Source organism: Streptomyces zhaozhouensis (genome assembly GCF_900230195.1).
In the GTDB taxonomy this organism is placed as follows: Bacteria; Actinomycetota; Actinomycetes; order Streptomycetales; family Streptomycetaceae; genus Streptomyces; species Streptomyces zhaozhouensis.
Map to the genome: position 1 here is coordinate 26,710 of NZ_OCNE01000022.1, position 14,913 is coordinate 41,622.

The window sequence follows — 14,913 nt, forward strand, 5'->3', positions numbered from 1 at the left end:
GTTTTCTCCTTGTTTTCGCCGGTGGTCCCACCCGTGAGGGGACCACCGTATGACATCGGCCGCCTCCGGCCGGGCGTGGCCGGAGGGGGCGCGTGGGCGTAACGGGGGGCGCGCGCCAGGGGTCAGGCGGAGCGCTCCAGGGCGCGCAGCGACCGGTCGGTGATGGACCGGGAACCGCGTCCGATGGCGATGGCGCCGGACTGCACCAGTTCCTTGATGCCGAACGGCTCCAACATGCGCAGCATCGCCTCCAGCTTGTCGCTGCTGCCGGTGGCCTCGATGGTGACGGCCTCCGGCGCCACGTCCACGGTCTTGGCGCGGAAGAGGCGGACGATCTCCACGATCTGGCTCCTGGTGTCGTTGTCGGCCCTGACCTTCACCAGCACCAGCTCGCGGTGGACGGCGGCGGACGGGTCGAGTTCGACGATCTTCAGGACGTTGACCAGCTTGTTGAGCTGCTTGGTCACCTGCTCCAGCGGCAGGTCCTCGACGCTGACCACGATCGTGATCCGGGACACCTCGGGGTGTTCCGTGGTCCCGACGGCGAGGGAGTCGATGTTGAAGTTCCGGCGGGAGAAGAGGGCGGTGATCCGGGAGAGGACACCGGGCTTGTTCTCCACCAGAACGGAGAGGGTGTGCTTGGACATGGCGGTTCTACCTCGTGGTGGCGGGTCGGCTGCGGGCACGCGCGGCGGTCAGTCGGTGGCGTCGCCGAAGTCGGGGCGCACGCCGCGGGCCGCCATCACCTCGTCGTTGGAGGTGCCGGCGGCCACCATCGGCCAGACCATGGCGTCCTCGTGGACGATGAAGTCCACGACCACGGGGCGGTCGTTGATCGCGTTAGCCTTCTCCAGGACGGCGTCCAGCTGGTCGGGGCGCTCGCAGCGCAGGCCGACGCAGCCCATGGCCTCGGAGAGCTTCACGAAGTCGGGGACCCTGGTGCCCTTGTTGGTGGCGGTGCCGGTGCCGGCGGCGGAGCCGCTGTAGGCGCCGGTGGTGCCGTCGTCGCGCAGCACGGTGTTGGAGTAGCGCTGGTTGTAGAAGAGGGTCTGCCACTGGCGGACCATGCCGAGGGCGCCGTTGTTGATGATGGCGACCTTGATGGGGATGCCGTTGAGCGCGGCGGTGACCAGCTCCTGGTTGGTCATCTGGAAGCAGCCGTCGCCGTCGATCGCCCAGACCGGGGCGTCGGGGCGGCCGGCCTTGGCACCGAGCGCGGCGGGGACGGCGTAGCCCATGGTGCCGAGGCCGCCCGAGTTGAGCCAGGTGCCGGGCTTCTCGAAGCGGAGGTAGTGCGCGGCCCACATCTGGTGCTGGCCGACCCCGGCGGTGAAGATGGTGCCCTCGGGGGCGAGTTGACCGACGCGCTCGATGACCTGCTGCGGCGAGAGGCTGCCGTCCTCGGGCAGGTCGTAGCCCAGCGGGTAGGTCTCGCGCCAGCTCTCCAGCTGGCGCCACCAGCCGGCGTAGCGCTCCCGGCCGCGCGGGCCGTTCGCGTCCCCGGCGTCGTCGGCCTCGACGGCGCCCAGCAGGTCGGTCATGACCTCCTTGACGTCGCCGACGATCGGGACGTCGGCCAGGCGGTTCTTGCCGATCTCGGCGGGGTCGATGTCGGCGTGCACGATCTTGGCGTGCGGGGCGAACGAGTCGATCCGGCCGGTGACGCGGTCGTCGAAGCGGGCGCCGAGGGCGACGATCAGGTCGGCCTTCTGGAGCGCGGTGACGGAGGCGACCGAGCCGTGCATCCCGGGCATCCCCAGGTGCTGGGGGTGGCTGTCGGGGAAGGCGCCCAGCGCCATCAGCGTCGTGGTGACGGGCACCCCGGTGCGCTCGGCGAGCGCCAGCAGCTCGGCGGCCGCCCCGGCCTTGACGACGCCGCCGCCGACGTAGAGCACGGGGCGCCTGGCCTCGGCGATCAGCCGGGCGGCCTCGCGGATCTGCTTGGCGTGCGGACGGCTCACGGGCCGGTAGCCGGGCAACTCGGCGGTGGGCGGCCAGCTGAACGTGGTCTGCTTCTGGAACGCGTCCTTGGCGATGTCGACCAGCACGGGCCCTGGGCGCCCGGTGGAGGCGATGTGGAACGCCTCCGCGATGGTGCGCGGGATCTCGGCGGGGTCGGTGACCAGGAAGTTGTGCTTGGTGACGGGCAGGGTGATGCCGCAGATGTCGGCTTCCTGGAAGGCGTCGGAGCCGATGGTGGACGAGGAGACCTGGCCGGTGATGGCGACCAGCGGGACCGAGTCCATGTGGGCGTCGGCGATGGGGGTCACCAGGTTGGTGGCGCCGGGACCTGAGGTGGCCATGCACACGCCGACCTTGCCGGTGGCCTGGGCGTAGCCGGTGGCGGCGTGCCCCGCGCCCTGCTCGTGGCGGACCAGGATGTGGCGCACCGTCGTGGAGTCCATCAGCGGGTCGTAGGCGGGGAGGATCGAGCCGCCGGGGATGCCGAACACCGTGTCGGCGCCCACCGCTTCGAGGGAGCGGATGAGCGACTGGGCGCCCGTGACCTGCGCGACGGTGGACGTGGGCTGGGGTGCTCCGTTGCGGGGCGCCCGCGGTTGCGGCTTGGGTGCCCCGGTGGCCTGCTCGGTCATCACGATCTCTTCTCGGGGGGATGTGGGTGCCGGCGCCCCCGTGGAGCGCGGGCGGTCGGCTTGGAGGGAGCTGGGGAGTGCTTCGGCTGGCGGTGCGGCGGCGCGAACGGTCATCGTCTCGGATGGCGTCGGTGCAACAAAAAACCCCTCGTGCCGTCAGGCATACGAGGGGAAGCGCGTCGCTGGGGGCCGCAGGGGGTGCCTGGGGTCAGCCGACGCGCCACGAAAGTACGAGAATTCCGGTGTGCATGGCACAGACATTGCTCCCCTCCGCCATCGCCTGTCAAGCGCGCGGGACCGAAGTCTCACTATGTGAGCGAGGTGGCTGAACGGCACCGGCGGACGGCAGCGCGGCGGCCGGCGCGCCGGGGCCCGCGGGGTGCGCTGCGCCGGCGGGGGCGACGGCTCCGGCCTGGCCGGGGGCGCCCGTCTGGCCCGGCGCGCGCCCCCGGGGGATGGCGGGCATGAGGGCCGTCGAGAGGGCGGGCAGCGGCACCCGGCCGCGCTCCAGCAGGCGGTGCAGGGCGACGGCGTCCAGCGGGGCGCTGAACGCCAGGCCCTGGGCGCGGCGGCAGCCGAGCGCGCGGAGCGCGGCGGCCTGCTCGGGGCGGTCCACGCCGTCGGCGAGGGAGTCGATGCCGAGGTCGTCGGCGATCCGCAGCAACCCGGCGACGATCTTGCCGAGGACCGGGGACTCCACCACCCCGGCGACGAGCGCGCCGTCCAGCCTGACCGTGTCGACGGGCAGCCGGTGCAGGGCGGTGGCGGCGGTGCCCGGGCCGCCGAAGCCGCCGAGCGCGACGCCGACGCCGAAGCGGCTGAGGTCGATCAGCCGGCGGCGCAACTCGTCGGAGGCGAGGACGGGATCGGCCTCGGACAGCTCGATCAGCAGGGCGGTCGGCGGGAGTCGGTGCTCGGCGAGCCTGGCCTGGAGCGCGCCGACGGCCAGCGCGCGGTCGGTCAGCCGAGCGCTGGGGACGCGCAGCGTGACGGGCACGGCGTGCCCGGCCGCGTGGCGGTGGGCGGCGGCCGCGACGGCCTGCTCGACAAGCCAGCCGGTCAGGTCGCCTGCCACGCCGCCGGGGGCGTCGGCCTCGCCCGGCGGGCCGAAGTTCCAACGCCCGCCGCGCAGGTATTCCACCGGGGTGGTCAGCGGGCCGTGCGGGGAACGCCACCTGGCCTGCGCGTGCAGCGCGGCGAGCCGTCCGTCGCCGAGGTGGACGACGGGCTGGTGGAGAAGGGTGAACTCGCCGGCGTGCAGCGCCCCGCGCAGCCGGTCGGCCAGCTCGGCGCGGCGGACGGCCTCGGTCTGGAGCTGGGGCGCGTACAGCTCGACCCTGGCCTTTCCGGCCTGCTTGGCGCGGTACATCGCGAGGTCCGCGTTGCGCATCAGGCCGGCGGGCGTGCAGCCCGGCTCGGCGAAGGCGACGCCGATGCTGGCGGCGACCCGCAGATCCTGCCCGTCCACCGTGTAGGGACGGGAGAGCGCGGCCCGCACGCGCTCGGCGATCTCCAGGATGCGGTACTCCCGCGGCTGCGGCTCCCCGCCCCCGTCGCCGGTGATCAGGGCGGCGAACTCGTCGCCGCCGAGCCTGGCCGTGGTGTCGTCGGCGCGGACGGCCTCGCGCAGCCGGCGCGCGGCCTGCACCAGCAGCTCGTCGCCCGCCTGGTGGCCGGCCGAGTCGTTGACCGCCTTGAAGCCGTCGAGGTCGATGAAGAAGACGGCGGCGTCCGGTTCCGCGCCCCGGCCCGGGCTGAGGGCCAGCCGGACGCGCTCGGTGAACAGCGCCCGGTTCGGCAGGTCGGTGAGCGCGTCGTGGGAGGCGCTGTGCTGCAACTGGGCCTGGAGCCGGACGCGTTCGGTGACGTCACGGGTGTTGAAGATCAGGCCGCCCTCGTGGCGGTTGACGCTGGACTCGACGTTGAGCCAGTGGCCGGCGCCGTGCCGGACCCGGCACTCGACCCGGGTGGCGGGCTCGCGGCTGGGCGGCACGGCGAGAAAGCGGCGCAGCTCGTGCAGGACCCGTCCCAGGTCCTCCGGGTGGATCAGGGTGGACAGCTCGCTGCCGATCAGCCGGCCTGGGTGCTGCCCGTAGACGCCGACGGCGGCGGGGCTGACGTAACGGAGCTTGCCGTCGGGGGCGGCGATCATGATCACGTCGCTCGATCCCTGGACGAGCGAGCGGAAGTAGTTCTCCTTCTGGGCCAGCTCGCGGGTGAGCGAGATGTTCTCCATCAGGGTGATGCCCTGGCGCACCAGCAGTGCCAGCACCACCGCGCAGGCCATGTAGACCACGGCGGCGTCGACCCGGCGGCCGAAGATTATGGTCACCAGGATGCTCAACACGCAGACGGCGGCCGCCAGATAGGGCGCCAGCGCGGAGACCGAGCCGCCGAGCGGGCGGCAGGCGGGCGGGCGCGGCTCGCGAAGCCCGGGGGCCTCGGGCGCCGGCGAGGAACGGCCCGCCGTCCAGGGGGCGGCGGCCAGCAGCAGCGAGCCGGCGAACCAGCCCGCGTCCAGCAGCTGCCCCGAGCTGTACTGCTCGCGCAGCGGCGGGCTGGTGAAGAGGGCGTCGCAGAAGACCGTCAACGCCAGGGCGCCGATGGCCGAGTTGATCGCGGGACGGTGCCGGGCGCTGCGCCGGAAGTGCAGCACGACGATCATGCTGATCAGCACGATGTCCAGCAGCGGGTAGGCCAGCGCCAGCGCGACCCGCCCCACCGAGCCGGTGCGCACCGCCGTGTGCGCCAGGGCGACGCTCCAGGAGAGCGTCATCAGGGAGCCGCCGATCAGCCAGACGTCCAGCCCGAGCCTGGCCCAACCCGCCTTGGTCAGCGGGCGTTTGGCGAGCAGCAGCAGGCCGACGATGGCCAGCGGCGCGAAGAGCAGGAACGCGATGTCGGCCAGCGAGATGTCCGGGACCTGACGTCCGAGCACCACCTCGTACCAGCCCCAGGTGGCGTTCCCCAGGCCGATCATGACCGAGGAGACGCCGAACATCGTCCACGCGGCGCGGAACTCCTCGGTCTGGCGCCTGGCGTACCAGAGGCAGGAGACCGCCGCCGCGAACGCCGCGGCCGCGAGGCCGAAGTCCCCCATCACCCTGGCGAGTCGGGGCGAACCCCAGCCCGCCAGGGCTCCCGCGGCGTAGCAGGCGCAGACCGCGGCGAGCGCGAGCTGCGGGAGCGGGCCGCCCAATGGCGGGCCCGCCGGGACACGACGCGGTCCTCGCCGCGTCCATGGGTGGTGCATCGCCATCGCCCCCCTTCGTTCCGGGCTCACCCCGAAGCGGACGATACACCAGTATGGTCACTCAGCGATATAGAGACATCACCCATAGTGATGGTTTGGGGCGAGGCTAACGCTCTGAACCGCTGGTCGCCACCGTGTGCCGCAGCTCCTCACCGAGCGCGAACCTCGTCAACTGCGCGCGCAGCAACGCCTTCGCGCGTGGCTCGAAGGCCGTGGAGGGCCCACCCACGTGCGGCGTGATGAGCACCCCCGGGGCCCGCCACAGCGGGTGGTCGGCGGGCAGCGGCTCCGGGTCGGTGACGTCGAGGGCCGCCCGCAGCCGGCCGCCGGAGACCTCGGCCAGCAGCGCCTCCGCGTCGATCACCGGGCCGCGCGCCACGTTGACCACCAGCGCGCCGTCCGGCAGCAGCGCCAACTCCCGCGCGCCCAGCAGGCCGCGGGTGTGTTCCGTCAACGGGGTGGCGACCATCACCACCTCGGCGCGGGGCAGTAGTTCCGGCAGCTCGGACGAGGCGTGCACGGGGCCGCGCGGCGCGTTCCTGGCGTGGCCGGCCACCCGGATCACCTCGGCCACCTCGAACGGCAGCAGCCGCTCCTCGATCGCGGCGCCGATGCCGCCGTAGCCGAGGATCAGCACCCGCCGGTCCGCGAGCGAGGTGTGCACCGCCGGCGCCCACCGCCCCTGAAGCTGGTCGCGCGCCGCCTGGTCGACGCCCCGCAACGCGGACAGCGCCAGGGCCAGGGCGAGTTCCGCGGTGCTCGTGTTGTGCAGGTCCCCGGCGTTGCACAACACGGCGCCCTCGGGAAGTCGCGGCACCTCGGGAAGCATGTGCTCCACCCCGGCGGTCAGTGTCTGGACGACCCGCACCGAGGTCATCTCGGCCAGCGGCCGGACGGCGACTTTCGGCCCCTTCAGATACGGCACCGTGTAGAACGCGCAGGCCGCCGGGTCGCCCGGGTAGGTGTCCTCGCCACGCCAGAGGAGGCAGCGCAGGGAGTCGGGCAGGGGGGCGAGTTCGTCGGCGGAGTAGGGCAACCAGACTTCCTGAGTACTCATGGCGCCAGGCTAACCGCGCGGCCCCCGACGGCCCGGGGCCCGTGGGTGGCTGTCGGCGGCAGGGGATACGTTGGGGGCGATCACGGGGACGACGGGGACGGCCGGCGAGGGACCGGGGGAGATCCGGGGCGGGTTCGGCGCGGGGAAGGGCGAGGACAGGCCAGGTGCGGTATCGGACGCTGGGCGCCGGGGCGCTGGCGGTGGGCGCCGTGGGTCTCGGGTGTATGCCGATGAGCTGGGGCTACGCGGCGTCCCAGCGGGACGGCGAGACCTCGCTGCGGGCGTTGCACGCGGCGCTCGACGAGGGCTGCACGCTGCTGGACACGGCGGACATGTACGGCCCGTTCACCAACGAACGGCTGCTGGCGCGGGTGCTGCGCGAGCGGCGCGGCGAGGCGACCGTCGCCACCAAGTGCGGGCTGTTGGTGGGCGAGGGGCACCTGGTGGCCAACGGCAGCCCCGCGTATGTGCGGCGGGCCTGCGACGCCTCGCTGCGTCGGCTGGGCACCGACGTGATCGACCTCTATCAGCTGCACCGCCCCGATCCCGAGGTTCCGGTCGAGGAGACCTGGGGCGCCATGGGCGAGTTGGTGCGCGCCGGCAAGGTGCGCGCGCTGGGGTGGTGCGCCCTGGAGCCGCCCGACCCCCGGCGCGCGCGGGGCGGGGTCGCGGCGCATCGGCGGACCCTGGAGCTGCTGGCGAGGGTGCAGCAGGTCTTCCCGGTGTCGGCGGTGCAGACCGAGTTCTCGGTCTGGTCGCCGGGCGCGGCCGCCGAGCTGCTGCCGTGGTGCGAGGCCAGGGGCGTGGGGCTGCTGGCCGCGATGCCCCTGGGCAGCGGCTATCTGACGGGCACGCTGGTGCCAGGCGGGGGTTTCGAGCCGGACGACCCGCGCGCCCGGCACCCCCGCTTCACGGCGGAGATGATGGCCGCCAACCAGCCGCTGGTGGTGGGGCTGCGCCGGGTGGCCGCCCGGCATCCGGGCGCGACGCCGGCCCAGGTCGCCCTCGCGTGGCTGCTGGCGCAGGGCCGCCAGGTGGTGCCGCTGCCGGGCACCAGACGGGAGCGCTGGGTCAGGGAGAACGCGGCGGCCGCCGAGCTGGACCTGACCGGCGACGACCTGGCGGAGATCGCCAGGCTGCCGGCCGCGTTGGACTCCTGGGGGTGAGGGGCCGGCCGCGGGCCGGCGCGCGGCCCGGTGTGGTGTGCTGGTGAGTGCCGCACACCGCACCGAGACGGAGGCCCTGATGAGCGCACGACCGGTCGCGGGCTCGTTGCTCGCCCTGGCCCTGGCCCTGCCCCTGCTGGTCGGCTGCTCGTCCGAGGACGGGAACGCCCCGTCCGGGGCCGGCGACGACGCGTCGACCGCGCCGAGCGAGTCGCCCGCCGAGGAGACCGGCGAGGCGTCACGGGAGGCGGAGCGCACGCCGGAGGCCGCGCCCGCCGAGGGCAGCGCGGAGGTGACCGCGACACTGGCCGAGAATCTTCGTTCCCCGTGGGGGCTGGCCGCGCTGCCGGACGGCGCGGTGCTGGTGGCCTCCCGGGACGACGGCACGCTCTCGCTCGTCGACACCTCGGACGGCGAGCCCGGCACGGTCAGCGAGGTCGGCTCGGTGCCCGGCGTGCGCGCCAACGGGGAGGGCGGCCTGCTCGGCCTGACGCCGGACCCGGCGTTCGAGACCAACAACCGGCTCTACGCCTACGCCACCACGGCATCCGACAACCGGATCATCCCGCTGGAACTGGACCGGGAAGCCCCCGAGGGGGAGCGGCTGACGGCCGGGGAGCCGCTGCTCGACGGCATCCCCAGGGGCGAGGTGATCCACAACGGCGGCGGGCTGGCGTTCGGCCCCGACGGGATGCTCTACGCCACCACCGGCGACGTGGCCGACGCCCGACTGGCGCAGGACCCCGAGTCGTTGGCCGGGAAGATCCTGCGGATCGACCCGGCGACCGGCGGGCCGCCCGAGGACAACCCGGACCCGGACTCGCTGGTCTACTCGCTGGGCCACCGCAACGTCCAGGGCCTGGCCTGGGACGCGGAGGACAGGCTGTGGGCGGCCGAGTTCGGCAACGACACGTGGGACGAGCTGAACCTGATCGAGCCGGGCGGCAACTACGGCTGGCCCGAGCACGAGGGCGAGGGCGGCGCGGGGGACGGCTTCGTCGACCCGGTGGAGGTCTGGCCGCCGTCCGAGGCGTCGCCGAGCGGCCTGGCCTACAGCGGCGGCGCGCTGTGGATGGCGACGCTGCGCGGGGAACGGCTGTGGCGGGTGCCGTTGGACGGCGCGGAGCCGGTGGCCGAGCCCGAGTCGTTCCTGGAGGGCGAGTACGGGCGGCTGCGCGGCGTCCTCGCCGTCGGCGAGGACGAGCTGCTGCTGCTCACCAACGAGACGGACGGGCGGGGCTCCCCCGACGCCGAGGACGATCTGCTGCTGCGGCTGCGCGTCGACTGACCGGCGGTGCCGGGGGCGTGGGTTTCCGGCCAACTCGCGCGTGCCGGCCGCCGCCGGTCGCCGCCGGTCGCGGCAAAGCGCTTGCGGCCCCGCGCCCGTCGGCCGACGCTGAGGGACCGACGGCGCGGGCCGGAACCCCCGGGCGCGCCGCGACGAGCCGAGGAGCGTGCGATGTCGGGCGTGATCGTGGTGGGCGCGGGAATCGTCGGCTCCTCGGTGGCCTACCACCTCGCGCGCCGGGGCGTCGCCGTCACGCTCCTCGACCGGGAGCCCGCGCCCGCCTCGGGCGTGACCGGCGGTTCGTTCGCGTGGGTGGGCGGTCGCGGCGACGGCGGCTCACCGGGGGCGACGGAGCTGCGCGCATACGTGCTGGCGGACCACCGGCGGCTCGAAGCCGAGCTGCCAGGACACAGCGTCCGCTGGGTCGGCTCGCTGTCCTGGTCCGACGCCGCGTCCTCGGGCGGGGAACGGCTGTGGCCCGGTCAGTTCCGCGTCGGTCGGGAGGAGATCGCGGCGCTTGAGCCGGCCCTGGTCGCTCCTCCGGAGACGGCCGTCCACACCCCGAGCGACGGGGGCGTCGACCCGGTGGCGATGACCCGCGCCCTGGTCGACGCGGCCCGCGCGCACGGGGCGAGATACCTGCCGAACGCACCGGTGTCCGCCCTCCGGGTCGTGGGGGAACGCGTCGAGGGCGTGTGGGCCCCGACCGGCTACCACGCGGCGGACGCCGTGGTGCTGGCGGCCGGCACCGAGGTGCCCCGGCTCTGCGCGCCCCTTCTCCCGCACCTGCCGGTCGCCGTCTCACCCGCCCAACTGGTGCGGCTGTCCGCGCCTCCCGGGCTGGTCAGGACCATCCTGGACAGCCCCGGTATGGAGGTCAGGGAGGTGCGGGAGGGCGAGCTGCTGCTCCCCCTCGCGGTGCCCCCGGGTGCCTTCCCTCCCTCCTCTGCGCGGCGCGCGGCCGACGAGGCACTCGCACGGGTGCGGACGCTCTTCCGCGGCGGCGCGGAGTGCCGGCTGCTCGACCAGCGGGTCAGCGGGCGCCCGATGCCCGCCGACGGCCCGCTCGTCGGGCCGGTGACCCGCGACCGTTCCCTCTGGGTGACGGTCACCCACGCGGCGATCACCCTGGCGCCCACCGTCGGCCGGCTTGTCGCCGACGCCCTCGTCACCGGCCGCGTCGCGCCCGAGCTGCGGCGGTGCCGGCCGCGCGGTTAGGGCCTCACACCGCGGCCTCCCTGGACCGCCCGGCTCCCCCGCCGACCAGGCGAAGCCGGTGCGCCAGGGCCGCCGCCTCGCCCCGGCTGGTCACCTCCAACTTGGCCAGAATGTTTGAGACATGGACACTCGCCGTCTTCGGCGAGATGAACAGCTCCTCGGCTATCCGTCGGTTGCTCCAGCCCGCCGCCACCAGCTCCAGCACCTCGCGCTCCCTCGGCGTGAGCCCCGGCGCCTCGGGGCCCGCCGCGCCCGGCCGCCCGCCCTCCGGGGCGAGCCGGCCACGCGCCGCCAGCCGCTCCGCCTCCTGAAGCAGCGGCGCAGCGTCCAGACCGGCGGCGAGACGAAGCGCCTCGCCCAACGCACCGGCGGCACGCTCCCGTTCGCCCTCGGCCAGCAGCGCCTCCGCCCAGCGCAGCCCCGCCCTGGCCCGCTCGTAGGGGCGCGGCGGCTCCTCGAACGCCGCGACCACCGCCGCCCACTCCCCCGCCGTCGCGCGCCCCTCGACGCGCCGCAGCTCGGCCTCGACCAGCAGCGCGTAACCGGCCCAGACCGGGTAGTGCCGGGGCAACGTCGCCGCGTAACGGCGGATCAGCGCGACCGCCTCCGACCGCCCCGGGTCGGCCGCCGGCGCCCCCACCGCCTCCGCCTCGGCACGGGCCGCCTCATAGACCAGGGGCCAGGTGTAGCTGCCGGTGCCCGGCGCCTGGTCGTCGCGCACCACGCCGGCGAAGAGGGCGCGCGCGTCCAGGACGCGGCCCCGGGCCGAGGCGATCACCAGCAGATACTCGGCGGCCGGATGGGCCGTCTGCGCGGCGCGGCCCCGGGACTGGTAGCCGCGCTGCAGGTCGCAGTGGCGCTCGGCCTCCTCCCAGCGCCCCCGCGCGACCGCCAGCCGGGCCCGGCGCAGGGCGACCAGCCCCTTGGCGACGGGGCTCTGCGCCGAGCGCAGCGCCTCCTCGCACGCCTCCTCCGCCTCAGCCCAACGCCCCAGCGAGAACAGGGCGTCCGCCCGGTTTCCCATGATCCACGAACGGGTGTCGGCCAGGCCGTAGCGGTGGGCCAGCACCAGCGCCTCGTCCGCGACCCGCAGCGACTCCTCGGAGCGCCCCATCCCCTCCAGCAGCGACTGGAGGTTCACATGACTGCGGGTGAAGACGCCCACCCGCTCGTCCGGGACCACCCGCGCGGCGACATCCCGCATCTCGGTCAGGCCGCGCTCGCCCTCACCCCGGTCGATCAGCATCGAGCCGAGGCTGACCCGCGCGTTGAGCAGGGCGTCCTCGTCACCGACGGCGCTGGCCAGCTCCACCGCCTGCTCGGCGGTGGCCAGCGCGCCGGGGCCCGAGTCGAAGACGGAGCACCAGCCGGCCGCCTCCGTCAGCACCAGCGCGTGCACCGGCGACGGCGGGAACCCCTCTATCAGCTCCCGCGCCCGCCCCAGCTCAGGCCAGCCGTCGCCCCTCCCCAACTGTCGCAGCAGCCGGGAGAGCTGGGCCCAGAACCAGGCTGCCCGCAGCGGGTGCCCCATCCCCTCCAGCAGCCGCAGCGCCCGCTTGGCCACCGAGACGCCGCGCTCCTGCTCCCCCGCGTACCGCGCCGCCAGGGTCATCCCCGCCAGCAGATCGAGGAAGCCGAGCAACTCGTCGGCGCAGTCGCAGACCGGATAGGACTCGATCCCCGATCCCACCCGCAGCCGGCCCCTGACCTCCGCCGACACGTCTTCCCACAGCTCGGCGGCGCGCTCCAGCAGCTGGTACTGCTCCGCGTACGCGTGGCGGCAGCGCGCCTCGGCCGCCGCCTCCAGCACGGCGGGCAGCGCCTTGACCGGCTGGTGCGCCCGGTACCAGTAACTCGCCAGGCGGGTGGCCCGCTGATCCCGGGAGACCAGCTCCGGGCGCGCCTCCAGCGCCTCGGCGTACCGCCGGCTCAGCCGCGAGCGCTCGCCCGGCAGCAGGTCGTCGTCGACCGCCTCCCTGGTGAGCGCGTGCCGGAAGCGGTAGGTGTCGTCCTCCCCCGCGCGCAGCACGCTCGCCTCCACGGCGGCCCGCAGCGCCTCGATCAGCTCCTCGTCGCAGAGCCCCACCACGGCGCCCAGCAGCCCGAACTCCACCCGCGACCCGCCCTCGGCCGCGACCCGCACCACCCGCTGGGCCGCCTCCGGCAGGGCCTCGACCCGCAACAGCAGCAGGTCGCGCACCGAGTCGCTCAACGCGCCGCCGTGCCCGTCCTCGGTGACGCCGGCCAGCTCCTCGACGAAGAAGGCGTTCCCGTCGGAGCGGTCGAAGACCTGATCCAGCCTGGCCTCCTCCGGCGGCCGGCCGAGGATGCCGGTGAGCTGGGCGCCCACCTCGTCCCTGGTCAGGCGCGGCAGCTCGATCCGCCGCACCGTGCGCAGCCGGTCCAGCTCGGCCAGGAACGGGCGCAACGGATGGCGGCGGTGGACGTCGTCCGAGCGGTAGGTCGTCACCACCAGCAGCCGGCAGGACTGCACCACCCGGAAGACATAGCCGAGCAGCTCTCTGGTGGAACGGTCCGACCAGTGCAGGTCCTCGACGACCAGCACCAGCGTGCGGCGGACGGCCAGCCGCTCCAGCAGCCTGGCGGTCAGCTCGAAGAGACGGCCGCGGGCCTCCTCGTCCCGCGCCGCGTGCTCGGGGCCGCTCGGCGGGCCCAGCTCCGGCAGCAGCCGGGCCAGCTCCCCGCCGAACCCGGCCGCCGCCTCGGCCAGCTCTTCGCCCAACTCCCGGTGCAGCACCCGCAGCACGGCGGAGACCGGCGCGAACGGCAGCCCCTCGGCGCCCACCTCGACGCAGGCGCCGACGGCGGTCAAGGCGCCGGACGCGGCGGCGGTGGTCAGGAACTCCTCCACCAGCCGGGTCTTCCCGACGCCCGCCTCGCCACCGACCAGTACCGTCTGGGCGACCCCCTCGTCCGCGCGGCGCAGCGCCTCCCGCAGGGCCGCGCCCGGCTCGGCGCGCCCCACGAAGACCGGGCTGATCGTTCTGTTGTGCATGTCCCGAAGGATGGCACAGGGGTCTGACAGCGGCATCGGGCCTCAGACCTCCGCCCTTCGGCGGCCTGCCCTGGCCAGCAGCCCGCCGCCCCGCTCTCGTTCCCGCCGTCCCCGTTCCTGTTCCCGCTCCGCGCTGCGCCGCGTCGCGCGGGCGAGCGCGCGGCGCAGCGGCCCACCGCGTCGGCCGGCGGGCCGGGCGACGGTGGCCTGCCGGGCCAGTCGCTCACGCTCGGCCTCGGCGAGCAGCGTCAGGCGGCGTTCCTGGTGGGCGTGGATCTCGTGCGACATGGTGCCTCCTCCGGTCCCCGGCCCCTCGGCCGGCCGATGGCTCCACGTTCGTCTCCCAGGCACCCCCGCCACATCGGGCGCTTTCCCGACCTTTCATGCCCCGGGGGGCCTTAGGAACTGCCGTCGGCTCTCGTAAGCACCCACCGGTCCCGCGCTAAGGCGGCCGTAAGGGCGTCGCGCCGGCACGCACTCCCGCCATGCGAGACGGCCTCGGTGAGAACGAGGGGAATCGACCCGGCTCGGCGAGACGTGTGTCGGAAGGCAGTCGCCGGGCCCCTCCGCACTCGTCCGGCGAGGGATTCCGGCGTCCGCTCCGGGGACAGCACACCTAGGCGGACTCCCAGACCACGGCTTCGAAGGCGGCGTACGGCCCGTACTGGTCCGGGAACTCCACCACCGTGAGCCGGACGACACGCCCCTCATCCGTCACCCCACAGAGGACGGTGCCGATCTCCAGCGGGTGTGTGCCCACGCCCTCCGCGGCGGCCGACTCGGCGCAGTCCGCGTGATCCGGCGTCTCCTCCCCGTCCCAGGTCGACAGCAGGGAGCCGCCGAGCACATGGAGCTCCACGGTCGCGGCTCCACCAGTGCCGAAGTCGTTGGACCCGGCCGCCCCCACGGGAGGTGACGCGTCGAAGTCCTTGCCGCTCCCGTCGAACACCACGTCGCCCTCCCACCGAACCGACGACTCCGTGGCCGATGGGTCAGGGGCCGACGGCTCCGGGGTGTCCTCCGCCGGGGCGGCATCGTCCTCGCCACCCGACGATGGCTCCTGCGTCAGCTCCGCAGCCGACGGAGCGGACGCGGCGGGAGGCGCGCCGCTCTCCCCGCCGTCCCCCGAGCGGGCCGCCACGGTCGTCGCGACCGCCCCGATCAACGCGGCGACGACCGCTGCCCCCGCCGCGATCCATGTGCCCCGGTGCTCGCTGCGCCGCGCACCCGTCCCAGGCTCGTCCTCGGCCATCTCCGCTCCCCCCTCAACACCGGCTCGGCATCACAGCGTAGGGAAGCGCAGGGCGGTGTGAACCCGACC

At 74.6% G+C, this 14,913-nt stretch carries 10 protein-coding genes; 3 read left to right on the forward strand and 7 right to left on the reverse strand.

Features of this window, described 5'->3' with window-relative positions:
• Nucleotides 1–122 precede the first annotated feature (122 nt).
• From ilvN to CRP51_RS24195, 4 genes are all read right to left on the reverse strand, one after another.
• Complete coding sequence (ilvN, locus tag CRP51_RS24180) at nucleotides 123–647, reverse strand: acetolactate synthase small subunit (RefSeq protein ID WP_097233450.1); 525 nt, start codon at nucleotides 645–647, stop codon at nucleotides 123–125.
• 48 nt (nucleotides 648–695) lie between these two features.
• Nucleotides 696–2,594: an acetolactate synthase large subunit gene (locus CRP51_RS24185; RefSeq protein WP_097233451.1), complete on the reverse strand. Its 1,899-nt coding sequence runs from the start codon at nucleotides 2,592–2,594 to the stop codon at nucleotides 696–698.
• Nucleotides 2,595–2,877: 283 nt separating this feature from the next.
• The gene (locus tag CRP51_RS24190) at nucleotides 2,878–5,847 is read right to left on the reverse strand and encodes a putative bifunctional diguanylate cyclase/phosphodiesterase (RefSeq protein WP_097233492.1); all 2,970 of its coding nucleotides are present in this window, start codon (nucleotides 5,845–5,847) and stop codon (nucleotides 2,878–2,880) included.
• Nucleotides 5,848–5,953: 106 nt separating this feature from the next.
• On the reverse strand, nucleotides 5,954–6,904 hold the full coding sequence (locus CRP51_RS24195) for a 2-hydroxyacid dehydrogenase (RefSeq protein ID WP_097233452.1): 951 nt from the start codon (nucleotides 6,902–6,904) through the stop codon (nucleotides 5,954–5,956).
• Between the two features lie 164 nt (nucleotides 6,905–7,068).
• Between CRP51_RS24195 and CRP51_RS24200 the strand changes: the two genes are divergently transcribed.
• From CRP51_RS24200 to CRP51_RS24210, 3 genes are all read left to right on the forward strand, one after another.
• Complete coding sequence (locus CRP51_RS24200) at nucleotides 7,069–8,070, forward strand: aldo/keto reductase (RefSeq protein ID WP_097233453.1); 1,002 nt, start codon at nucleotides 7,069–7,071, stop codon at nucleotides 8,068–8,070.
• Between the two features lie 79 nt (nucleotides 8,071–8,149).
• Nucleotides 8,150–9,358, forward strand: coding sequence for a PQQ-dependent sugar dehydrogenase (locus tag CRP51_RS24205; RefSeq protein ID WP_097233454.1), 1,209 nt, complete (start codon nucleotides 8,150–8,152; stop codon nucleotides 9,356–9,358).
• Nucleotides 9,359–9,529: 171 nt separating this feature from the next.
• Entirely contained in the window at nucleotides 9,530–10,576 is a 1,047-nt protein-coding gene (locus tag CRP51_RS24210) for an NAD(P)/FAD-dependent oxidoreductase (RefSeq protein ID WP_097233455.1), read from the forward strand.
• Between the two features lie 4 nt (nucleotides 10,577–10,580).
• On the opposite strand, the gene CRP51_RS24215 is transcribed toward CRP51_RS24210, so the two are convergent.
• The 3 genes from CRP51_RS24215 to CRP51_RS24225 all read right to left on the reverse strand — a co-directional run bounded on the left by CRP51_RS24215 (nucleotide 10,581) and on the right by CRP51_RS24225 (nucleotide 14,844).
• Entirely contained in the window at nucleotides 10,581–13,592 is a 3,012-nt protein-coding gene (locus CRP51_RS24215; protein WP_097233456.1) for a helix-turn-helix transcriptional regulator, read from the reverse strand.
• Nucleotides 13,593–13,634: 42 nt separating this feature from the next.
• A complete protein-coding gene (locus CRP51_RS24220) occupies nucleotides 13,635–13,880 on the reverse strand; it encodes a hypothetical protein (RefSeq protein ID WP_097233457.1) in 246 nt (81 codons plus the stop codon).
• A gap of 328 nt (nucleotides 13,881–14,208) precedes the next feature.
• On the reverse strand, nucleotides 14,209–14,844 hold the full coding sequence (locus tag CRP51_RS24225; protein WP_097233458.1) for a hypothetical protein: 636 nt from the start codon (nucleotides 14,842–14,844) through the stop codon (nucleotides 14,209–14,211).
• Between the last annotated feature and the right edge of the window lie 69 nt (nucleotides 14,845–14,913).